The sequence below is a fragment of the Saccharothrix australiensis genome (assembly GCF_003634935.1).
GTDB lineage: Bacteria > Actinomycetota > Actinomycetes > Mycobacteriales > Pseudonocardiaceae > Actinosynnema > Actinosynnema australiense.
Genome location: NZ_RBXO01000001.1, coordinates 2,895,912 through 2,917,395, shown reverse-complemented (window position 1 = coordinate 2,917,395; position 21,484 = coordinate 2,895,912). Strand labels below are relative to the sequence as shown.

The 21,484-nt window shown below is 70.5% G+C and carries 16 protein-coding genes and 4 pseudogenes; 12 read left to right on the top strand and 8 right to left on the bottom strand.

All coding sequences use genetic code 11. The features are described from left to right. Positions 1 to 113: 113 nt before the first annotated feature. The 8 genes and pseudogenes from C8E97_RS13550 to C8E97_RS34485 all read left to right on the top strand — a co-directional run bounded on the left by C8E97_RS13550 (position 114) and on the right by C8E97_RS34485 (position 5,408). Positions 114 to 821 carry a hypothetical protein gene (locus C8E97_RS13550; protein ID WP_121005400.1) on the top strand — a complete coding sequence of 236 codons (708 nt, stop codon included), beginning with the start codon at positions 114 to 116 and terminating at the stop codon, positions 819 to 821. Continuing rightward, entirely contained in the window at positions 818 to 1,135 is a 318-nt protein-coding gene (locus tag C8E97_RS13545; protein WP_121005398.1) for a hypothetical protein, read from the top strand. The genes C8E97_RS13550 and C8E97_RS13545 overlap by 4 nt, the downstream gene beginning before the upstream one ends. After that, complete coding sequence (locus C8E97_RS13540; protein ID WP_121005395.1) at positions 1,132 to 1,902, top strand: hypothetical protein; 771 nt, start codon at positions 1,132 to 1,134, stop codon at positions 1,900 to 1,902. The genes C8E97_RS13545 and C8E97_RS13540 overlap by 4 nt, the downstream gene beginning before the upstream one ends. After that, positions 1,899 to 2,417 carry a hypothetical protein gene (locus tag C8E97_RS13535; protein WP_121005392.1) on the top strand — a complete coding sequence of 173 codons (519 nt, stop codon included), beginning with the start codon at positions 1,899 to 1,901 and terminating at the stop codon, positions 2,415 to 2,417. The genes C8E97_RS13540 and C8E97_RS13535 overlap by 4 nt, the downstream gene beginning before the upstream one ends. A 65-nt stretch (positions 2,418 to 2,482) precedes the next feature. Next, positions 2,483 to 3,333 (top strand): annotated as a pseudogene (locus C8E97_RS13530) (IS5 family transposase). Positions 3,334 to 4,241: 908 nt separating this feature from the next. Then, positions 4,242 to 4,877 carry a hypothetical protein gene (locus tag C8E97_RS13525; RefSeq protein WP_121005389.1) on the top strand — a complete coding sequence of 212 codons (636 nt, stop codon included), beginning with the start codon at positions 4,242 to 4,244 and terminating at the stop codon, positions 4,875 to 4,877. Continuing rightward, entirely contained in the window at positions 4,874 to 5,182 is a 309-nt protein-coding gene (locus C8E97_RS34490) for a hypothetical protein (protein WP_170211805.1), read from the top strand. Before C8E97_RS13525 ends, C8E97_RS34490 begins: the two co-directional genes overlap by 4 nt. Before the next feature lie 28 nt (positions 5,183 to 5,210). Then, positions 5,211 to 5,408, top strand: a complete 198-nt coding sequence (locus tag C8E97_RS34485) for a hypothetical protein (RefSeq protein WP_170211804.1) — start codon at positions 5,211 to 5,213, stop codon at positions 5,406 to 5,408. 266 nt (positions 5,409 to 5,674) lie between these two features. Here the strand turns inward: C8E97_RS34485 and C8E97_RS13510 are convergent, their stop codons facing one another. Continuing rightward, positions 5,675 to 6,139 carry a hypothetical protein gene (locus C8E97_RS13510; RefSeq protein ID WP_121005380.1) on the bottom strand — a complete coding sequence of 155 codons (465 nt, stop codon included), beginning with the start codon at positions 6,137 to 6,139 and terminating at the stop codon, positions 5,675 to 5,677. Between the two features lie 332 nt (positions 6,140 to 6,471). On the opposite strand from C8E97_RS13510, the gene C8E97_RS13505 reads away from it, so the two are divergent. Beyond that, on the top strand, positions 6,472 to 7,245 hold the full coding sequence (locus C8E97_RS13505) for a class I SAM-dependent methyltransferase (RefSeq protein ID WP_121005377.1): 774 nt from the start codon (positions 6,472 to 6,474) through the stop codon (positions 7,243 to 7,245). A gap of 410 nt (positions 7,246 to 7,655) precedes the next feature. Here C8E97_RS13505 and C8E97_RS13500 read toward each other — a convergent pair whose 3' ends face one another. Then, positions 7,656 to 8,093, bottom strand: coding sequence for a hypothetical protein (locus C8E97_RS13500; RefSeq protein ID WP_147455099.1), 438 nt, complete (start codon positions 8,091 to 8,093; stop codon positions 7,656 to 7,658). A 1,171-nt stretch (positions 8,094 to 9,264) separates the two neighbouring features. Between C8E97_RS13500 and C8E97_RS13495 the strand changes: the two genes are divergently transcribed. Both C8E97_RS13495 and C8E97_RS13490 read left to right on the top strand, forming a co-directional pair. Then, a complete protein-coding gene (locus C8E97_RS13495) occupies positions 9,265 to 9,693 on the top strand; it encodes a helix-turn-helix domain-containing protein (protein ID WP_246018872.1) in 429 nt (142 codons plus the stop codon). 113 nt (positions 9,694 to 9,806) lie between these two features. Next, entirely contained in the window at positions 9,807 to 10,049 is a 243-nt protein-coding gene (locus C8E97_RS13490; protein WP_211347007.1) for a DDE-type integrase/transposase/recombinase, read from the top strand. Here C8E97_RS13490 and C8E97_RS13485 read toward each other — a convergent pair. From C8E97_RS13485 to C8E97_RS13470, 4 genes and pseudogenes are all read right to left on the bottom strand, one after another. Continuing rightward, positions 10,035 to 10,926, bottom strand: a pseudogene (locus C8E97_RS13485) (IS5 family transposase). The gene C8E97_RS13490 and the pseudogene C8E97_RS13485 overlap by 15 nt on opposite strands. A 126-nt stretch (positions 10,927 to 11,052) precedes the next feature. Further along, positions 11,053 to 11,370, bottom strand: a complete 318-nt coding sequence (locus tag C8E97_RS13480) for a helix-turn-helix domain-containing protein (RefSeq protein ID WP_246019363.1) — start codon at positions 11,368 to 11,370, stop codon at positions 11,053 to 11,055. A gap of 87 nt (positions 11,371 to 11,457) precedes the next feature. Further along, positions 11,458 to 12,000: pseudogene (locus C8E97_RS13475) on the bottom strand (transposase); the annotation flags it as partial. Between the two features lie 77 nt (positions 12,001 to 12,077). Next, a complete protein-coding gene (locus tag C8E97_RS13470) occupies positions 12,078 to 13,622 on the bottom strand; it encodes an ISL3 family transposase (RefSeq protein WP_121005365.1) in 1,545 nt (514 codons plus the stop codon). 22 nt (positions 13,623 to 13,644) lie between these two features. On the opposite strand from C8E97_RS13470, the pseudogene C8E97_RS13465 reads away from it, so the two are divergent. Continuing rightward, a pseudogene (locus tag C8E97_RS13465) lies at positions 13,645 to 13,833 on the top strand (hypothetical protein); the annotation flags it as partial. Positions 13,834 to 14,033: 200 nt separating this feature from the next. Here C8E97_RS13465 and C8E97_RS34065 read toward each other — a convergent pair. Both C8E97_RS34065 and C8E97_RS13460 read right to left on the bottom strand, forming a co-directional pair. Next, entirely contained in the window at positions 14,034 to 14,597 is a 564-nt protein-coding gene (locus C8E97_RS34065; RefSeq protein WP_147455097.1) for a hypothetical protein, read from the bottom strand. Between the two features lie 31 nt (positions 14,598 to 14,628). After that, a complete protein-coding gene (locus C8E97_RS13460) occupies positions 14,629 to 21,297 on the bottom strand; it encodes a polymorphic toxin-type HINT domain-containing protein (protein ID WP_147455096.1) in 6,669 nt (2,222 codons plus the stop codon). Positions 21,298 to 21,484: the final 187 nt, after the last annotated feature.

Below are 21,484 nucleotides of genomic sequence, written 5' to 3'. Positions count from 1 at the left end.
CTCACGTTCACCGTTTCCCGTCGCCGTTGGTCGCCATGTCGTTACGATCCGCAGTACGTCTTGGTGACACTTCGCATTCGGCCGATTCCGAGTGGTGACGAGTAGGGGGCTGCGTGAAAGACGACCGTCGGTGGGGGTTCGAGGAGGCCGATGACTGGGAGTACGCGGCCGAACGGCGTGCCGCACCGAAGCATTCCGCCGAGCAGGACGACGCGGACTCGGCGATCGGGGTGGACGCGAGCGGTGCCGTGACCGTCGTGGTCGGGCCGGACGGTCAGGCGCGCGCGGTCACGCTGATCGCCGACTGGCGGCGCGCGCTCGACCCGCGCGGTCTCGGCGGGGCCGTGCTCAGCGCGGCGAACAACGCGACCATGCAGGCGTTGGCGCGCGGGATGGAGGCCGCGCGGGAGTCCACACCGGACAGCTCGGGGCCGCGGACCCCGGTGGCACCGGCCGACTCCCCGCTCACCGCACAAGACGCGCTGCGGCTGTTCGACGCCGTCACCGCGGAACTGGCCGCGTTCACGAGCGAACTCGACCACGCCGTCGACACCCCGGTGACCGTGGAGAGCGCGGGCGGCCACGTGCGCGGAACCGTCCGAACAGGACAGGTGATCGGTTTCGAGGCCGACGGGAGGTGGGCGCACGGCGCACCGAACCGGGAGATCGAGGGCGAACTCGTCGAAGTCCTGCGCAAGCTGCACGCCGACGGGTCGCCGAGCCGCCTGGCGGACGGGCCGCGAGGTCCGGCCATAGCCGAGCTCCGCGCCTTGGCCAGTGATCCGGACACCCTCCTACGACGAGTGGGGCTGCTGCCATGAGCGACATCACGACCGAACTGCGCGCCATGCACGAGGACGCGAGCCTCTGGTCGCAGGCCGCGGAGAAGGTCGAAGCGCCCCGGCGCGCCATCGGCGACCTGCACCTCACCGGTGCCGACCTGTCGATGTGGGCGGTGGACCGCAACCTCGACCGGACCTACGAGAACGGCCGCGTCGTGCTGGAGGACCTGCTGGGCCGGGCGGTCGAGGCGTTCACCGGCCTCGGCGACAGCCTGCGCGCCGCCGCAGAGACCTACCAGCGCGAAGAGGAAGCCAACATGCACGAGATGAACCGGATCATGGGGGATCGATGAGCGGCAACCCACTGGTCGTGGAGGCACGGGGCAAGGCCGACGAGGTCGACCGCCACCTGCGCCGGTTCTTCGAGACGGTCGACCGGACGCTGAGCTGGGTGCCCGCCCCGCTCAAGTGGGTCATCGAGCAGGTCGAGGAGCTGTTCCGCACGGTCAACGTGAGGATCGCCGAGTTCTGGGACCGGGTGAACCAGCTGTTCGAGCAGCCCGGCGACTCCGACCGCCTCAAGCAGGTCGGCGCGGAGTGGGCCGACAAGGTCGGCAACGTGCTCGGCGAGATCGCGGGCACGATCGGGCTCGACAAGATGAAGACCAACGTCGCGTGGACGGGCAAGGCGGCCCGCGCCTACGCCGCCACCGTCCCGCCGCAGGCGGCCGGGCTGAACGCGGTCAAGGACGTCTCGAACCAGATGCGCTCGTCGCTGGTCAGCCTGGCGAACTCCATCGACGCGTTCTGGATCGCCATCGGCGTGGCGTTGGCGACGTTCGTGGTCGCCGCGATCGGCGCGGTGGCCGCGGCGTGCACGATCGTCGGCACGCCTGCGGCGGTGGGCGCGATCGCGGGCGGGCTCGCCGTCGCGGTCGGCATCATCGGCGCGACGGTCGTGGCGCTGGAGTCCCACACCAACACCATCGAGGTCGAGCAGCAGAACATCGCCCAGAAGATCCGCGACATCGGGACGGAGTGGACCATGCCGAACACCGCGGACATGTCCGACGCGAGCGTCGCCGACGGCGACGGCTCCGACTGGCGGGTCGACCGGTGATCCTCCCGGTCGGGGGCGGCCCGCCACCGCTGTACGTGCAGATTTCCCCGCGGCGGGCCGCGCACGTCCGGGCCCGCTGCGGGGCGGTCGGGCTGCTCGTGGTCGGCACGGCCCTGGTGCTCGGCGTGGTGCTGGTCGTCGTCGGCCTGGGCCTGCCCACCTCGTACCACCCGCTCAGCGCGATCGGTGTGGCCGTGGGCGCGCTGACGGCGTTCTGGCTGCTGCTGTCCGGCACGACCCTCAAGGGCGCGCGGTCGTCGGTCCAGGGCGGGAGCCTGGACGTGAACCGGGCGGGCGTCACCCGGCGCGTGCTCGGCGCGTTGTGGGCTGGGGCCGTCTTCTGCGCCGCCTTGTCCTGCTTCCTCCAGCTGATGACCTTGAACAGCGGACCGCGACAGGTCCAGTTCACCACGGGCCTGGCCGTGTACCTCGTGCTGCTCGCCGTGTCCGCGACGCTGTCCGGGGTCGTGTTCTTCGTGGCGCGCGGGCTGCTCGACCCGCGCTCCGCCGCCTAGGCGGTGTCCTGTAAGCCGGTGATCAGGGTGTCTGGTAGTTCTGGTGTGTAGTTGGCCGTGGTGAACTGACCGATCGGGCGTGGGCGGTGATTGAGCCGCTGTTACCTCCGGTGTCGGGGCGTGGTCGCAGGTGGCGGGATCACCGGCAGGTGATCAACGCGATCCTGTGGAAGCTGCGCACCGGTGCCCCGTGGCGCGACCTGCCTGACCGCTACGGGCCCTGGAGGACAGCGCACGAGCGGTTGCGTTTGTGGACCGCGGACGGCACCTGGCAGCGCATCCTCGACCGGGTGATCGTCAAGGACGATTCGGTGGGCGGTCTGGAGTGGATCGTCAGTGTCGACTCCAGCGTCGTCCGGGCCCACCAACACGCCGCCGGTGCCCGGAAAAAGGGGGATGCACCGCCGGGATCGAAGCCCTCGCCGTCGACGGGGAGGGACTCGGTCGGTCCCGGGGCGGACTGAGCACCAAGATCCATATCGTGGTCGACGGACGCGGCCTGCCGATGCGCATCCTGATCACACCCGGCCAGGCCGGGGACAACCCACGGCTGCCGCCGCTGCTGGACGGCATCCGCGTCGCCCGCCCCGGACCCGGCCATCCACGGGTGCGGCCCGAGGCGGTCATCGCCGACAAGGCCTACTCGCACAAGTCGACCCGCCTGGCCCTGCGGGTCCGTGGTGTCACGTTCACCTACCCGGAACGCAAGGATCAGATCGCCCGCCGCGCGGCCCTGGGCTCACGCGGTGGGCGACCACCGGCCTTCGACGCCGAGCGCTACAAACAGCGCAACGTCGTCGAGCGCTGCTTCAACCGGCTCAAGCAGTTCCGCGGCCTGGCCACCCGTTACGCCAAACGCGCCGCCTACTACCAGGCCGAACTCACCATCGTCGCCATCGTCTTATGGCTGCGATGACCACTTACAGGACACCGCCTAGAAGCGACAGGGGCAGCGGCGACAGGGGCAGCGGGCGATCCCGCGCGGAGACCGTGCGGTGCAGCGGAGCCAGATCACGCCCTCCCGACCTCCCGCTACGGCTGAGACGATCCACGACGACGGCAACATGACAAATATCACTTTTGGTGGTCCTGAGTACCTGTATAAGAGCGTTCACCTGCAGGTATGTCGAACTGGAATATTCCGGATCGACATGGCGGACGGCATGGCCGGCAGGGTGTCACCGCGCCACGGTCTGAAGCCATGATCACAGCAGCCGCGTCCTCCGGTCCCGTGGTGCCGCTCGCAGCGGTGAACTCCGCGGTCCGTCTTCGGCTCGGCCGTCGACCCGTCCCCACCTCCGACACCACGAGTGCGGACCGGAGCCGGTCCTGATGGGGCTCCCGAACACGCCGGATGTGGTGGCCGAGGTGGACCGCCAGCTGTGGCTGGCGCTGTCGGCGGTCGACCACGTCCTGGCGCCGCATCGGCGGCGGCGCGGTCGCTACCCCAGGCCGACCTCCGACCCGGTCGGGATAACCGCCGAGCAGGCACGGGCGTGGCTGGTGCGGCACACCGACGCGGTCGCCCGCCACGCGCGGGTGCTGTACGCGGCGAGCGAGTACGCGCGGGCGTGGCACCTGGTCGACGCGCTGTGGCCGGCGCGGCTGTTGCACAAGGACTTCGGGCTGCAGCTGGAGTTTGGACCTGCTGGCGTGGCGCGCCGTGCGAGCGTGGGGCGATCGGGAGGCCGAGGCGGTGATCCTGGTACGGCTGGGGATGGACTACACCGCGCTGGAGGCGTACCCGGACGCGGCGCGGGTGCTGGACACCGCGTGGGGACTGCTGCGCGACGCGGGCGACGGGGACGGGCGCAGTGCCGGACGGTGCGGGGCCTGCTGCACCGGGCGGCTGGCGAGTACGACGCGGCGCTGGTGGCGCTGCGGGAGGCGGAGCGGCGGCGCCTCTGGGAGGGACCGGCGCGTGATCTCACGGTCGTGCGGCAACATTTCGGTGCCCTGCTGCTGGAGGGCGGCGACCGGGTGGCAGCGCTGCGATCGCTGACCCGGACGTGGTCGGGGTTCGCCGCGCTGCACGAGCCCGACGACTACCACCACGCCCGCGTGCTGGTCGACCTGGGCCGGGCCTGGCTGGAGCTGGGTGATCGGACCGGTGCCCGCGTGGTGCTGGTCGACGCCGAGGCCCGGTTGCGCGGCCTGGGCAGCGCAGTGGAGACCGCCCGTGCGCTGCTCGTCCTGGCCGACCTCGCCCACGCCGAGCACTCGCCCAGGGTCGAGCGCGACCTGTGCGCGCGGGCACTGGTGCTGTTGGAGGGCGTCAGGTCGCCGCGCGCCCGCGCCGTGTGCGCCCGCCTCGCCCCGTGGCCGGACCCGCCCGCGGCACAGGCGCCTCGCACGGCCGTCCCGAGCACCTCGCCAGACCCGCCGTCAGGCCACACCCCGTCGTCCCGGGCGGCCGGGGCACCGACACCCGACCACCTCACGCCGAGGGGACAATCATGACCTGGTCCTACTCCCGTGATGTCGCGCTGTTGCGCGACGTGCCCGATCTGAGGCCGGGCCACGACATCAGCCTCGGCTCGGCCTGCGCCGGGCTGAACGGCGACGCCACCGCGGCCCTGCGCGAGCTGGTCGAGCACGGCGACCTGACCGTCACCGCCGACCCGCCCGACCCGGCCCGGTGCGTTCCCGACCCGGCCCTATGCGTTCCGCGCTTCCGCCCGACCCGACCCGGTCCGACCCGACCCGACCCGGTCCGACCCGGTCCGACCCGACCCGGTCCGACCCGGCCCGGCTCCGGGCACTGAGGCCGAGCGGCAGGCGTTGTGCCGGGTCGTGGGGCGGCTGGTCGACCTGACCTACGCGGTGTCCGCAGCGCTGGAGCCGGGCAAGTGGCGTCCACTCCCGCCACGCGCCGGGTCGGTGTTCGCCGAGCCGGTGTTCGTCAGGGAAGCCGAGGCGTTGCGCGCGTTCGATGCCGAGCTGCCGGCCATCCTCGCCGCCCAGCGCACGGCACTGGAGTTGCGCGAGTGAGCTCAGGCTTGGCGGTGCGGCGTGGGCTGTGGGGCCCCGCTGCAGTGGCGGCTGCAGCACCGCGAGCAGTACGACGTGCAGCTGCTCGCCGTCCAGGCCACCGAGTGGGCCGGCGGCATGATCGCGCACGTCACCGTCGCGACGCCGCTGGCGCGCTGGATCTCCCAGAGCCTGCTGGTGAACCCTGCCACCGGGGAGTCCCTGCGGGCGACGCTGGACGAGGCGACGCGGGCGGTGCAACTGGCCGCAGCCGGGTCCACTTCACACTACGCGAGCACGGACATGCGCTGGTGGACTTCCGCGCCGCGCTGGAGACCGACCGGAACCGCCTCGTGCCCGGACCCGACGGGCGCGAGGTCCCCGCGTACACCGCGGTCGGCTGGCGCCGGTGGGGCATCGCCGAGGTGCACCTCGCCACCGGGCGGATCGACGCCGCCCTCGCCGCCGCGACCCGGTCGGTGGAGACCATCGTCCGGGACCCGCGCCAGCGGCGCGAACTGCTGCACGTCACGACCGTGCTCGCCCGGACTCTCATCGCCGCCAGCCGCCACGACGAGGCGCAGGCGGCGTTGCGCGACGCGACGGCCCGCGCCGATCCGGAGCTGGACCGCTTCTTCCTCGCGCGGTTCGAGGAGGTGCTCGCCGAGGGCGCCGACGCTCTCGGCGAGCACCGGCGGGCCGCCGATCACCGGCGCGCCGCAGCCGACCTGCACCGGTGGGACGGCCGGCATGCCGTGGCCGCCGCCCTGACACCGGCAGGCCCCCGCCGACGACGGCGGCGGGGGTGTGTCCCGCGGTCCGCGGCACGCCTTGGCCGAGGACCGCCCCGGCGACGCGGCCGGGCACTGATCACCCCTGTCTCGTCCCAGCGCATCGGAGCCGCACACCGTGAGTCCCGCCTCCCTCCTCGCCAGCGCTGTCCGCGCGACATCGCCCTACGCCGTCGGCGTCGTGGTCGACACCCCCGTCGCCCGAGTGGCGTTGGAGGTGGCGATCGTCGTGGCGTTGATCCACGTGCTGCTGGCGCCGGGGCTCAGGATCACCCTCCTCGCGGAGGCGGGCGGTGCCTGGCGACGTGATGCGGTCGGGCGGCTCGCGCGCCGGTCCCGGTGGAGCCTGGCGGTGCTCGCGGCGGCGGCGGTCGAGCTGGTGCTGCGGGCGTGGCATCCGCTGCCGGCAGTGCTCGCCGGGCTGGTCACGATCGTCGGCCCGGACCTGGTGCTGCGCGGTCGCCTGGGCGGGGTCGCCGTCGAACTGGCCGGGCGCGGCGCGCGGGTGCTGGTCGACCTCGCCGTCGGCGTGCCCACCCACGCGTCGCACGAGGCGCTGGACCGGCACGGCCACACCGCCGCGCGCGTGGTACCTGGGCACCGACCCGATCACCCACGAGCTGGCGCGCACCCTGCTGGCCGGCGGCCGGCACGGCGCGGTCCGGGCCGACCCCGGCGACCCGGACGCGGCGTGGCGCGCGATCACCACCTCGGCGGCGACCCCAGCACCCGACGCGGCGGTGGCGCTGCTGGCCGTCGGGCTCGCCGACCACCTGGCCGACCTCGCCGGGCTGGCGCGGGTGCTGACCGGCTGGCGCGGCCTGGTGCCAGCGGGCTCGGTCCTCGGGGTGGCCCACCGCGCCGGCGCGGTGGGCCACCCCGACGCCACCGACGATCTGGCCGCCCTGGTCACGACCGCGGGCTGGACACCGCAGGCCCTCGCGCCGCCGGTCGCGGCGTGCCTGGCCCGCGCCGCGCCCGCCGACCCGCCCGCCGACCCCGTCTCGTCCACACCGGCCTGTGGCGCCGTCCGCGCCCGGCTCGACCGGCTGCGTGGCGGGCACTGAACGCGCCACCCGCCACACCGGACCGGACACCGGCCCGACAGCCCCGACCGAGGACCGCCATGACTACCCGACCGCGCACCCGACTGCCGGCCCGGCCGCCGGCCACGCAGGACCTGATCACCCTGCTCGACCGGACGTGCGGCGAGGTGTTCGTCCTGCCCGGCGCGCCCCGCCCGACCGTGCGATCCCTGATCACCGCGCTGATGACCGACCCGGCGATCGCCGCGCCGGTGCGGCCGGACACCTCGGACCGCGCCGCTGCAGCCGCCGCCTGGATCGACCGCCACCACCGGGACCTGGCCACTGCGGTCATCGACGCCGTGAGGCTGCGCGATGACGCGGCGGTCATCGGGCTGGCGATCCGGCTGCTGCTGCTCGCCAGCCCCGCCACCGCCACGGGATGGAGCGCCCTAATCACCGACGCCGCGACCACCGCCGCGCAGGCTGCGGGCCGGACCGTCGCGACCGCCGTGCTGGGCGAGCTGGCCGCGTGGCGACACATCACCGCCGGCCGCCTGCACCGGGCCAGGTGCTACCGCGACCGGGCGCTGGCCGCGCTGCGCGCCACACCGTCCGCGGAGCTGCTGCCGGCCCTGTGGCGCTGCGCCCGCCTGGACGCGGCCTGCGGGGATCACGGGCAGGCGCTGCACCGCCTGTACGCGATCCTCGACCGCCTGCGGCACCACCCCGACCGCGACGCCGCCGCCGCGCAGCGTGCAGCGGCCGACGTCGGACGGGGGCGAGCTGCTGTTCGCGATGCGGGACGACGCCGACGCCGTGCTGTGCAGCGCCGTCCACCGCCACACCGGCCGCGACGTGATCACCGTCCGCGTCGACGCCCTGCTCACCCTCGGCCACCTGCGCCACCTGCGCCACCGCCGCCACGGCCTCCCGCAGGCGCAGGCCGTCTGGACCCGCACCCACAAGATCCTGACCGCGGTCCGCACCGACGCCGGCGCCACGGGACTGCCGCACACCATCCACAGCGGTCTGGCCCGCCGCTGGCGCCACGTGACCGAGCTGATCGACGCCGCATCCCACGGCCTCCGACCCCCGCGCGACGCGGAGTTCACCGTCCTGGGCGCCCCCGCGGCCGACGATGACCGACCCGACCCGTCCACACCGCGACCGAGAGGCATCGATGAGCACCGACCGGACCCGACCGCACCACAGCCCACCCGAGGCCACCAGGACACCGGCCCGCCGCACCGCGACGACGACGGCCCACCGGCTGCCGCCTGCGGTGACGGTGGCCTTCCCGCTCGGGCTGCGCGTGGTCGCCGCGCTGGAGATCGCGCACCAGCCGGTGCTCACGGCCGTCGCCACGGCCGCGCTGATGACCACCGAGACGGTGTGGCTGGCCGTGGCCATCGTGTGGCGCGAGACCCCGCAGCCGGCGCCGACCGGCAGCCTCCTGTGGTGGCTCAGGGCGACGCTGACGGGCTCCTACCTGGTCACCGCGCTGATGCCTGCTCCCCGCTCTCCCGGCGGCCGTCGCGGGGGTCGCGGTGGGCGTCGCGGCGCTGAGCACCGGCCGCCGACCCGGCGGCCTCTGGGCACCGGAACTATCCGCGCTGGTCGACTCCGTCCCCCAGGCCGCCATGCCAGGACCGCAGCAGGTGAGCGCGCAGGCCGACACGGGTACCTCGCTGGTCGTGCGACCGCGCACACCGCCTCCCGGACCGCCACCACGTCGGGGAGCCCGGCCCGGCCGCCGACGCTGGCGACGTCCGCCGCCGGTTCGCCGAGCGGCTCGACGACGTGGTCGCGGCGGTACCGGCGACCCCCGCGACGAGGACCGGCACAGCGCAGCCCGGACGGATCGACCGCACCCTGCACCCTCCGCCCGCCCTGCACCGCACACCCCCCGGAAGGACCATGAGCCCCAGCCCCGGCCCGGGATGGGCCGGGCCCGGGCCCGGCCCATCCCGGCACATCGACCGGCTGGCGGTCGCCGGCCGACATCGTGCTGACCGCCGTGGCCGCCGATCGCGACTCCCGCCGACCAGGACCCACGGCATGACCGCGCCGGAACGCTCGCGGCTGGCCCGAGAACGGCTCTCGCAGGAGCTGCGCAGGCTGCGCACGGAGGCCAAGATGACCGGCACGGCCACCGCGCGGGCGACCGGGATGAGCCAATCGAAGCTGTCGAAGATCGAGAACGGCATGCTCCTCCCGTCCGTGACCGACGTGGAGCGCCTGGTCGCGGAGCTGTCCGCGACCAGGGAGACCCAGGTCGAGCTGGTCGAGTTGGCGCGTCAGTTGCACGCCGAGGCGGAGACCCGTCGGGTGGTGCTGCACCGGGGAGCGCACCGGCACCAGCAGACCGTGGCGCGAATAGAGGCCCGAGCGACCACGAGCCGCGGCGTGCGCAAGATCCACACCGAGCTGGCCCACAAAGGCGGGGTGCGGGCCGTGCGGTCGCTTGCTGCACTGTCGCCCGCCTGATGAAATCCGCTGGGCGGCAAGGGATTTCCCGGCTGAAGACCCCGCGCACCACCCGCAGCGGCAAGGGTAGAGACCCGCGCCCGTACCTTGTCAGGCGATCCTTCGCCGCCCCGGTGCCGAACCATCTGTGGGTCGCCGACATCGCCTACATCCGCACCTTCACCGGCTGGGTCTACGCCGCGTTCGTGCTCGACGTGTACTCGCGCCGCGTCGTCGGTCGGCAGCTCTCCACGTCGCTGACCCGTGCCTGCGCCAGCCAGGACACCAGCGACCTGATCCACCATTCCGACCTCGGAACGCAGTACCTCGCCGTGCGCTACACCCAGCGCCTAGGTTATGTTTCAGATGTGGCGTAGCCAGATGTTGATGGCGGCGAGGTCGATGGTGGCCTGGTAGCGGACGGCGAGTTTGTCTTAGCGGGTGGCTACCGCCCGGTGCTGCTTGAGCAGGTTGATGCCGCACTCGACGGCGTGGCGCTGCTTGTAGACGTCCCGGTCGATCGTCGGTGGCCGCCCGCCTTGGGAGCCTTTGGCCTTGCGGTGGGCGGCTTGGTCGCGGGGCTGGTCGATGGTCGCCTTGATCCCTCGGTGTCGCAGGTAGGCGCGGTTGGCCTGGGAGCTGTGGGCCTTGTCCGCCAGGACCCGGTCCGGTCGGGTTCGTGCCCGGCCGGGGCCGACGCGCGGCACCGGGATCCGCTCGATCACCGGGACGAACTGTGGGCCGTCACCCCGCTGCCCCGCGGTGCCAGCAGCGAACAACGGCCGCCGCCGTTGTTCGCGGGCCAGGTGCAGCTTGCTGGTCCAGCCGCCCCGCGACCGCCCCAACCCGTGATCGTCGGGTTCGGTCCCGCCGGTCGGGGTGTCGGGCGGTTCGACCTGCAGATCCCCCTTTTACGCGCACCGGCGGCATGCTGGTGCGCCCGCGTGATCGTGGAATCCACGCTCACGTCCCACACGATCGACCCGGCGGCATCGGCGCGGGCCCGCAACGCCGTCAGGATCGCCTGCCGGACCCCCGTCCACTGCCAACGTCGGAACAGCCCGTACACGGTGTCTGCCAGGGGCCGTAGTCGGGCGGGACGTCACGCCACGGGGCACCGACACGCACCCGCCACCGGATACCGTCGACCAACTGCCGCTTGCTCCACTTCGGCGGACGGCCCGGCTTGGCACCGACGGGCAGCAACGGTTGCAGCACCGCCCACTGCGCGTCGGTCAGATCAGCCCGCCCCACTGCCGCTACGCCGGCCACCAGGTCTCCGGTACTGCGGTTGTGCTTGGTCGCTAAACCACTTACCGGAGACCTCGCCATGTTCCGGCTACCGACACGCCGCCGGCCACCTCACCTTTGAAACACGACCTAGTTGTGCGCCCACCAGGGGTTGTAGCGGCCGTCGGGTTTGCTGTTGCGGGTGATCTCCCGGTAGACCGTCTGCACACTGCGGCCGATCATGGCCGCGATGGTCTTGACCTCGTGCCTGGCCTGTAGCCCATCGGCGATGGTGATCCGGTCGTCCTGGGTGAGGAAGCGCTGTGAGATCGGGCCGGGGTCATCGACGAGCACGCCGCCAGCATCGAGGAACCACAGCCACCCGTAGCTGGTCGACACACCGACCACACACGCCGTCGCAGTACCTTTGTAACCCTGACGCAGCAGCTCGAAGTACCGCTTCCTCACCGACAACGGCAACATGTTGGGTGCCCAACGCGGCATACGAACATCCCTCCCGAGGACGTTCGCAACCACCGATGGAACTCAAGCCGGGTCGAGAGGTCGGTTTCGCCATTCGATCATGCCCTCGACCACCTTGTCGGTGATCGTGGAGATCGTCTGACGAGACACCTCCGCGCCGTGGACCTCGGCCGGGTGCGCGGAGATCCCACCGGTGGTCAGGCCCTTGGCGGACAACGGGACGACCATCTCGTCGACGCCGGTGAGCCGCTTGTGCCGCTTGGCCGCGATCCGGGGTTCGAACTCGGCGTCGCGGTCGCACGGCACGTCGATCTCCACGGGTCCCGCGTCGGTGAGCACGGTCTTGGAGCGGGTGCCGTTGCGCGAGTCACCGGTACCGCGACCGGCCGGGTCGTGCTCGTCGTAGCCCAGGTGGTCGGTGATCCCACCTTCCAGGGCGGACTCCAGCAGCCGCCTGGTCAGCCGCTGGAGCACCCCGCCCTCACCGGTCAACTTCAGCCCGCCGGCGCGGGCCTGGCCGACCAGTTGGTCGACCAGCTGCTCATCCAGGCCATCCATGGCGGTCCCGGACTTCGGGTCCTCAGTACGTTCCACGCCGGACACCATCTCGGTCATCGGGTGTACTTCCATGACCGGGAGTCACACCGCTCGTTTGGCTCTGGCCCGTAGTCGGTGGTGACGCCGAGTATCTGTCAGGGTAGGAGGATGCGGCGGCGGAGGAGGTCGAATCCGGCGCGTCCGTGCATCTGTCTTATGATCCTTTTGGTGCGGGTGTTGACGCCTTCGGTGCGGCCGTTGTGGTAGGGCAGGATCACGGCGGCGTCCACGGCGGACCGGTCGATCTCCAGGCCGTTGGTGAAACTGCGTAGATGCGGCAGATTCGCGGTGCGGGCCGCCGTGATCCACTCGGTGAGTTTCGCGTCGTTGCCCGCGGCGGGTGTCAGCAGGGCGGCGAAGCCGCGCACCAGGTCGGCGAGTGCGGTCATCTCCGGGCAGGCCGCGGTGATCTTCTCCGACAACTCCGTGTCCTTCGGGCGCAGGTTCTCGGGTTTGGTGAGCAGGAGGCTGCTTGCGTGGCGGGAGGTGGTGACAGGGCGCTCGCCTTCGGCGCGGCCCTGGCTGAGGTAGCGGACCAGCAGGTTGGCGCTGCCGGTGTAGCCCGACTCGCGGATCTCGGCGAGCAGGCGGGTGACCGGGACCGCGGAGTCGGCCGCGCGGTGGGCGCGCAGGTGGTCGCGGTAGGGGTCGCGGTAGGGGTCGACCAGCGTCGGGCGGTGGGTAGGGGCGATGCGCAGGGTCTGGGGTTCGGGCATGCGGGCGTAGCGTTTGACGGTGTTCAGGGCCACGCCCAGGCGCCGTGCGCAGTCGAGCAGGCCGACCCCCTGACCGAGCAGCTCGTGGACCTTGTTCCAGCGTTCGCGGACGGTCTGCTCGTGAACCCCGCCGGGGCGGGACGGGTTGACCGTGGCCCAACACCCGGCGTGCGCACGGACCTCGACCAGGACCTTGTCGCAGAGGTTGCGCCACAGGTGCCATCGGTCACTGACCTGCACCGCGTCGGGCAGGGCTCGGCGGACGGCCTCGGCGTAGGTGGCCGAGCCGTCCCGGCACACGACCTCGACACCGGGATTCCCGCGCAACCAGGCCTCCAGGGTGGCGGCGTCGCGGCCGGGCAGCACCGCGACACGTCGACCGGTCTCGGCGTCGATGACGATCGTGGCGTAGCGGTGCCGGCGGCGCAGGGCGAAGTCGTCCACGCCGATCACCCGCGGGACGGTCAATTCCGGTAGCGGCAGGCGTCGTAGACGACGTAACGCCGTGCTGCGGGAGGCGGGCATGGCGAGGAGGTCGGTCAGGCGTGCTGCCGCCCGACCGCATAACTCCCGCGCCACCTGGGAAATCTGCCGCACGAGCCGCACCGTGCGGCGCTGGTGGCGTTCCAGCAGTCCGGGAATCTGTTCCCGGAAGGTCTGCCGCGGGCAGTGCCGATCCGGGCAGGCCAGTCGCCGGGCGCGCAGGTGCACGACGACCTGACGGCCGTCGACCGGCACGTCCTTCACAGCCCGACGGTGATACCCGTGCACCTTCGCCGTCGCGGTCCCGCACCCGGGACACGGTACGGTCGAATCCCGAGTGCGGGCCGTGACCACCACCATGTCGCCACTGTCCGCCACGTCCTGGACGACCAGCGCCGACAGCCCGGAAAACACCGTTCCCACGAGGGAGTCGACATCCATCACAAGATCATGATCGTGATCGGCTACTTCGCGTCACCACCGACTACGTGCCAGAGCCACTCGTTTTACAGTCCCCGGCCCCGGTGAACGCGCCAACGCCCAGCTCCAAGACTGGCGCATCCTCCGCAAACTTCGCTGCTGTCCCCGCCGCGCCGGCCAACTGGCCAAAGTTATCCACGTCCTACAGAACTACGAGATCACCGCAGGATGAAAATGGCTCGGTGAGTACCACCACCCCGCCCGATCTGCATGGATGGCATTCTCGGCAAACATACCGCCAACTCCTGCCGTCAAGACGCCGAGAAACCCCGTCGGTACCCATTCCGGCGGGGTTTCTCGTTTACTCTGATCCAGTTCGTGCAAGCCGATAAGCCACCGGCTCAGCAATCCAAAGGCGATATTCCGGCATCCCTAGACCAACGGGCTGACGCAATCATCGGAATCTACCACCAGAATGCCCGAAAGAGTCACCCGTGAAATATCGGCCAGATAGGGTTCTTCCTCGTTATGCTGCACGCAGAATGTCACGCTCCCCGTGACAAGGCCCTCGTCGTACAGAGTGGGGCCGATTGAGATGTAGGCGCTTCCAGGCGGGGCGCCAAGGGTTTGATTAAGAGCAAAGAGCGCACAGTGGGCGAATGAATAGGCGCGCCTGACCAATACCTCAGCCCGCGCCGGGTGATCTGCCGCCAGATCGAGATCCGGAATAGCTCGACCATTTACTGCAGCTTCGTACCCAGTCAAGTCTGTGAACGACGACCGGTCCCCCCGATAGCTCTCGGAGAAAAGTCGAAGGACCCAGGCCCCGCTGGGATCAGCTTCCCACCCGGCGGCCAAGGCGGACTGGAACGACTCCGGAACATCCCCCTTGGTCACTCGCCCCAAGAGCTCTGGTTGAAATAGATCCGAAAACATCGGGTTGAACTTCACTTGCCTATCCAATCCAGTCAAGCAGCAAGGCTCTTCCATCTCCATGTGGACCCCTCGGCCGCGCTCCAGCATGGTACTAGCACGGCTCACCAAGGAAGCCGAGCCCCTTCGTGACGCCTCTCTCGAAGTCAGTTTTCGCAAGCTCCTTCTGCAAGCTCTTCGGCAATCCGTCAAACTGCCTGGCCTCAAAGTTGTACTGGTACTTAGGGGCGTCAGATGACTTCACACCGTTGACCTGAACCTGCAGGTGCATCTGACCAGGCCGCCCACCCGGGCTGGGGTTCTCCACATCGATACGCAACGCACCGCGCTGCCATACGGTGGAACTCGTAATCTGCGTTCCATTCGCCCCGATCATGCTGCTGCCGTCGTCATTATGGACGAGGATGGGAGTTCCGCCAGCGATCACATAATACGTGTGGTTCTCGTCGACGGTGAGGTTGTTAACCTGCTGGGGCTGGAACCAGTGGCTGGTGGCGGCCACGGCGGCGACATCGCCCGAGTGCGTGAGCAGCCGGTCGCCGGCCTTGAGTTCTGCCGTGAGGACCCACTTCTCGGCGTCGGGCGACCAGAACGGGTGGTTACCGGTGGCCGTGACGGTCCTGGCCCCGTCACGGGTGTCGATGGTGAGCTCGACGAGATGCTTCAAGCCGTCGCCGAGGATCGTCGCCGTCACCGGCTTCGCCGCGGTCTCACCGGTCCGCTGGTCCCAGGCCAGTACCCGGTCGCCGATCTTGATCTGTTCGATGGGCTTGCTGCTGCCGTCCGCCATCAACACCTGGGTGCCCTGGACGAAACTATTGATCTTACAGGCAGAACCAGGTTCGGCTCGGCGCATCTGCTCGGCGGTTTCTTCGACCTTGCGGATGCGGGAGCGGGCGTCGCGGACCTTGTCCGTCCACCTGTTGGCGGAGGCGATGGCGCTGATCACGCGGGCGGCGCTCTTGATGACTTTGAGGAACTTGCCCCACGGGATCAGGCCGGCGCAGGCCCACAGGTCGCCCTTGGTGAAGCAGTCGCGGACGTCGTTGTAGCCGATGAGGTCGAGGACGATGTCGCCCGCCTGCTCGGCGACGACATCCCACCAGGACTTGTTGGACGAGGCGACTGCCTTGGTCTCGCGGTATTCCTCGTCGCTCATCCCGTGTTTGGCTGCCGCTGCTCTGTCGGTGGCGGCGCGGTTGCGCTTGACGGAGTCGTAGTAGCGGTTGATCGCCGTGTAGACGGCCTTTTCCCTGCTCCACTGCTGGCGTGCGGCGTCCTTCGCCGCTTTGCTGCCGTCGCCCTGGTCGAACATCCGGGGGTCGTAGCCGCAGAGCACTCCGTCCGGGCCGCAGTTGCGCAGTCCGCCGGGGTCGGAGTCGGACACCGGGCTGTTGTTGGCGTAGGAGTATCCGTTGATCTGCTGCGGGTCCGTCGTGTCCATGATCGGGTCGACCGACAGGAACCGGCCCGTCGCCGGGTCGTACTGGCGGGCTCCCAGGTGCACCAGGCCCGTGCGGTCCTGCGTGCCGCCGACGAATCCCTTGTCGTCGGGCCACGTGCCGGGCACCGTGCCGCGGCTGTTGCCGAACGGGTCGGTGTAGCGGCGGGTCACGGCGAGGTTTCCGCCGCCCACCGACAGGGACGCGGTGCCCTGGTGGTCGGCGAGCAGGAAGTCCAGGCCGGCACCCGCGGTGCGCACCGCGACGGTGCTGCCGGCGTGGGAGTAGTAGCGCTTGCCCTTGACGGTGTTGTTGCCCGTGTCCAGCACCAGCTCGGTGCCGGGCAGGTACAACGTCGTGCGGCCCGGTTCCTTCTTCATGAACCGCGCGCCGGAGGCGTCGTAGACGTATTCGGAGGTCTTGCCGTCGGCCTCGATGGCCTTCGTCAGCCTGCCTTCGACGTCCCACTCCAGGGTCTGGGTGGAGCCGCCGACCTTGCGGGCCTTGGTGTTGCCGACTTCGTCGTAGGTGAACTCGTCGCGGGACGTGCCGGACGGGCCCGCCTGGTCGACGCTGAGCACGCTGTGCGGACGCGCCGTGCCCGCCGCCGGGTAGGTGGACGTGCGGGTCGTGTCGCCCTGGGCGGTGTGCTTGACCTCCGAGACGCGGTTGCCGGTCTTGTCGAACGTGTAGTCGTACCAATAGGGCGCGGTTCCACCGAGGTTCGTGGTGCTCGGCTGGACGGTGCAGTCACCCGACGCCGACGTGTAGGCCCGGTTCATCCGGCGCAGGTGGTCGTAGTCGAAGCACTGCACGTCCTGCGGGCCGCCGGTCGGTTGGTCCGCGATTCGCTTGATGTTGCCCGATGGGTCGTAGGAGTAGGTCCGGTCGGCCAGGCGGAACCCGGTGGTGGTGTTGCGGTCGATGATGGTCTGCTCCAGGCGGCGGGTGCCTTCCTGGTAGTTGTTGGTCACCCACGCCGAGTTCGTGCCGTCGCCGAGGGTCAGCCGCAGCGTCTCGCCGTACTTCGAGTACAGGTGTTCCTTCGCGTACGTCTGGTGGCCGTAGGTCTTGACCGGCATGTCGAACTCGTTGTAGTTGGTGAGGATGGCTTCGCCGTCCAGGCCGCCGGCCGCAGGCATGGTGGTCATCGAGACCAGGCCGGTCACCGGCGTGTAGCCGGTGCGGAAGGTGTAGGTGCCGGTGAGGCCACCTTCTCCCGTCGGGATGGTGGTGATGTTGCTGGTGGGCCGGTTCAGGGCGTCGTAGAAGCCGACCTTCCGGCTGTAGGCCTTGCCGTTCAGGTACCGGATCGACTCGGTCAGCAGGCCCTTCTTGAGCGTGTCGTAGGTCCACTCGGCGAGCTTCGTGCCCGTCGTCGATCCGTCGTGCTGGGAGATCTTGCGGCCCAGCACGTCGTACACCGTCGCGACGGTCTTGCCGCGCGCGTCGGTGGTCGACACCACCTGGTCGAGGTCGTTGTAGGCGTAGGTGGTCGTGCCCCGGTCGGGATCATGGTCCTTGGCCTTGCGGCCCAACAGGTCGTACTCGTAACGCCACTGATTGCCGGCGGCGTCGGTGACCGTGTCCAGTTGCCCCTTGCGGGTGTAGGCGTAGGTGGTGGCGTCGAAGTCGCCGGACGTCGTCGCACCGTGATACTGCCTACGCTCTACCACGTTGCCCTGCGCGTCCTTAATGACGGTGAACGCGGTGTTGCCCGCCGGCGGTGTGGTGTGGGTGCGGTCGCCCTCGTAGGCGTTGGTGGTACGCCACTGCTCGACGTCGAGCTTGCGGTAGATGACCGCGGTGGCTCGGCCGAGCTGGTCGAACTGGGTCACGGTCTGGTTCGGCACCGCGTTGTCCAGCACGCCGTGCAACGCGGGCGCGGGCGCGTCCTCGTTGTAGTAGGCCGCGTTGGTCTTCCACGCCGCACCTCGGCCGTCGTACCAGGTGTCGGTCAGGACGCGACCGCCCGCGATCGCGGGTACCTGGGTCTGCCGTTCCCGCAGCAACCCGTCGTAGAGCTTGTACGAGGTGGAGTACGTCTGGTTCTCCAGCAGCGACTTCGTCGTCACCACGGTGGGTGCGTCGGTGCGGTAGTCGTAGGTGTACTCGGTGTTCGGCGTCTTGTCGGTGCCGCGTCCGAGCAGCCACACCTTGCTCAACCGGCCCAACGGGTCGTAGGCCAGGTTCACGGCCTCGTTGTTGGGGCCGACTTCCTTCACCGGCGCGCCGAAGGCGGGCTCGAAGGTGTTGGTGGAGGTGTGGTTGAGCGGGTTGGTGGTAGTCACCGTCCGGGCCGGGAAGTCCGCCGCCGGGGCGTAGGCCGTGGTGCTCTTGTTGTTGGCCGCGTCGTATGCCTCGACCGGACGGCCGTAGTCGTCGTACTTGGTCTTCGCGACGACCTGCCAGCCGGTGCCGTTCCAGCGCTCGGCCGTGGTCACCTCACCACGGGTCGGCGCGGCACCGTGCGCCTGGTTGTCGAAGGACGAACGGACGTCGGTGACCACGTCGGTGGCAGCGCCGTCGCCCGCGGAACACGCCACGGCGATCGTGCGGACGCGGGAGGCCGCGTTGAGCAGCCACGCGCCTTCGTTGCGTGCGTACGTGGTCCGGGTGCACTTCTCATCGCCGATGACCGCGGTGTCGCCCGCGTCGTCGACCTGCTCGGTGAGGCCCTGCCGGTTGAACGTCGTGGACACCTGTGTGCGCCGCCACGTGTTGTCCGCCAACAGGGTCCGACCGCGCACGACACCGGTCTTGAGCAGGAACGCGCGGTCGTCACCGTTGGTCGCCGTGGGGCCGTGCAGCCACGGGTCGTTCACCGTGGCGGACACGATCTTGCCGCCCTGGTACTGGCGGGCCTCGCGGACGAAGCCCTGAAGGCGCTCGTGGTCCTCGATGCTGCCGCCGTCGGCGTCTGCCACGTGCACGTCGCGCTTCGTGCCACCCGGCAGCGTGTCGCCGTCCATACCGCGCAGGTACAGGGTTTCGGTGATGCTCTGCACGCCCGTCGGCTCGCCGGCCAGGGTGCGGACGACGCCGTACCCGCGCCACGACGACCAGGTGCGCTGCTCGGCTGTGCCGAAGTCGTTCTCGTCGTAGTGCCACGCCGGGTCGCCGAGGTACTCATAGGACGTCCGCAGCAGCGCGGAACCACCGGTGCGGTCGTCCTCGATCACCTGCGTCACCACGTACTTGTGGAACCAGTCCACGATCGGTTCCGGGTAGTTCGGCGGCGACCACCGCGTCGGGTAGCAGCGCAATGTGTTGTACTCGGGCGAGGCAGGCATCCGGTCCGCGCGCCGGCAGTCCGGGCCGGAGTAGCCGATCGCGGTGTACCCACCGGTCTCGTTGCTGATACCGGTGATGCGGTAACGGGTGATCGGCGCGAGACCTTCCAGCGAGTCCACGCGGTTCGGCATGGCCGTGCCGCCGAAGGTCATCTCCGGCGTCGACGCGGTCCCGCCGACGTGACCGGTGTGCTTGATTCCCGCCAGCCACAACGATGGCGACAGGCCGTCACCCGTGGCCGGGAACTCGTGCCGCAACGCCCACGACTCGACGTCCTTGAACTGCGCGTCACCGGTGACGTCGTCGCGGCGGATCTGTGTCAGCACTTTCACCAACCGCTTGCGGCTGAAGAAGGCCGGCGCATGGTCGTCGCACGGCGCACCCGCCGCGCACAGGGCGTCGGCCGGCACGTCCGGCCAGGACCCCGCCGTCGAGGAGTTGAGCTGCTCCGGGGCGCACGTGATCGAGCCGCCCGGCAGACAGCGTTCGGCGGTGTCGAACCAGACCCGCGCCGGGGGCGCGGCGAACAGGGCGTTGGAGCGCAGGCCGTACTCGATGCGACGCACCAGGCCGGCCCGCACGTACGGCGTCGTCGCCGACACAGTGTTGTTGCGGCCGTAGTGGTTGACCTCGGTGTCGTAGTAGTACGTCGTCGCGTTGCCACGCGGGTCGATCATCAGGTCGACGTTCCAGCGCCACACCTGCTGGCACCACGAGTCGGCGAACGCCCCGGCTTTGCACGGCTCCCCGTCGTTGTTGCCGAACACCGGGGTGGTCCACGCCGAGTTCGTCTCCGGCTTGCCCGCGACCCAGCCCGGCAACCGGTTCAGGCCCAGGAAGTACTGGGTGCCGTCGGTGGCCGTGACTTTCCAGTGCTCGCCGTCGTTGTCGCCGTTGGCCGCGCCGGTCAGCTTCTGGATGCGCGACCCGTCGTCGTTCTTGGGGTGCCACAAGCCTTCGGTGCCGTTCCACACCAGCTCGGACGACACACCGCCGAGCACCAGCGTGGCGTTGTCGGTGGCCCAACACAGGTCACCGGTCTTGGTCTGCCCCTGGTTGCCGCCCAGGTCCTCGGCACATCCCTTGTACCGCCGCTCGATGTACCCACCGCCGCTGAGCTCCCAGCCGTCACCGACCACCGAGGCCTGGTTGTTCGTGGCGCTCGTGCGGCCGTCCACGCTGCCCGAGGAGTAGCCCAGCGCGATGCTCGGCAACGGCCCACCGGGCACGGCGGGCAGCTTGAACGGGTAGGAGTAGGAGAAGTCACCGCTGGACCCACCGGCGTTCCAACTGCCGGAAGGAGCCAACGGCGTGGCACCGTAGTCACCACCCGAGCCGGACGTGCCGGCCGTGGCCGCCAACAGCACACCCGCGGACCGCGCGTGTGCGGCGGGCATCTCGACTTCGGCGGTCAGCGCCCGTTCACCGGTGTTGTTGTCGGTGCGCAACGGTGTGCCGACCCGGCACTCCTCTTTGTCCGGAGTGGACAGGGCACACTCGGGCAGCATCTCGAACCGCAGCCGTGAGCCGTAGTCCGCCCCGAACGCCCCGGCGAACCCGGAGTAGTCCAGCCGGACCGACAACTTCCCGCCGTCCCGGTCGGCGACGCGCACCAGCACGCCGTCCAAGCCCGCCTTCTCGGCAGCGGACCGGTCGAACGTCTCCACGGCCACCCGGCCGCCTGGGGTGGCGGACCGCTGCGCGAGCGCCGGTGCGTCCACGCGCGCGACCCGGACCGGCGAGTCACCGGACGCCGCCAGACCGCGCTGACCGTCCACTGCAGACAGGTCGACCTCGGCCCTGGCAGCGACGGGCCACCGGACCGGCTCAGGGGACTTGACTGCCCGCTGCGCGGCTTCGTCATCGGGCAGCGGGCGGACCGGAACCGGGTCACCCGGCACCGACCGCTCCTGCCGCAACTCGGGCAGGCGAACGGCGATGTCCGCCACTGCGGGCGTGGCGACAGCGGTGATGGCGGAGGCGCTCAGGGTTGTGGTAAGCGCTATCAACTGGACGCGGTTGAACATGCGGCGTATCCGCACGAGGTGAACTCCCATGTTCGCAGGAAATGGCGGCGGCGAGCCCGATGCTGAGGCGCACACCCCGCACCGGGAATCCGTCATGCTCGGAAGACCACTGGCTGATCGCGTGGCCGGACAGCACCCGGCGTGGTCGAACACGCTCTCGGAAGTGGGAGTCCCGGTGCGCCCGTAG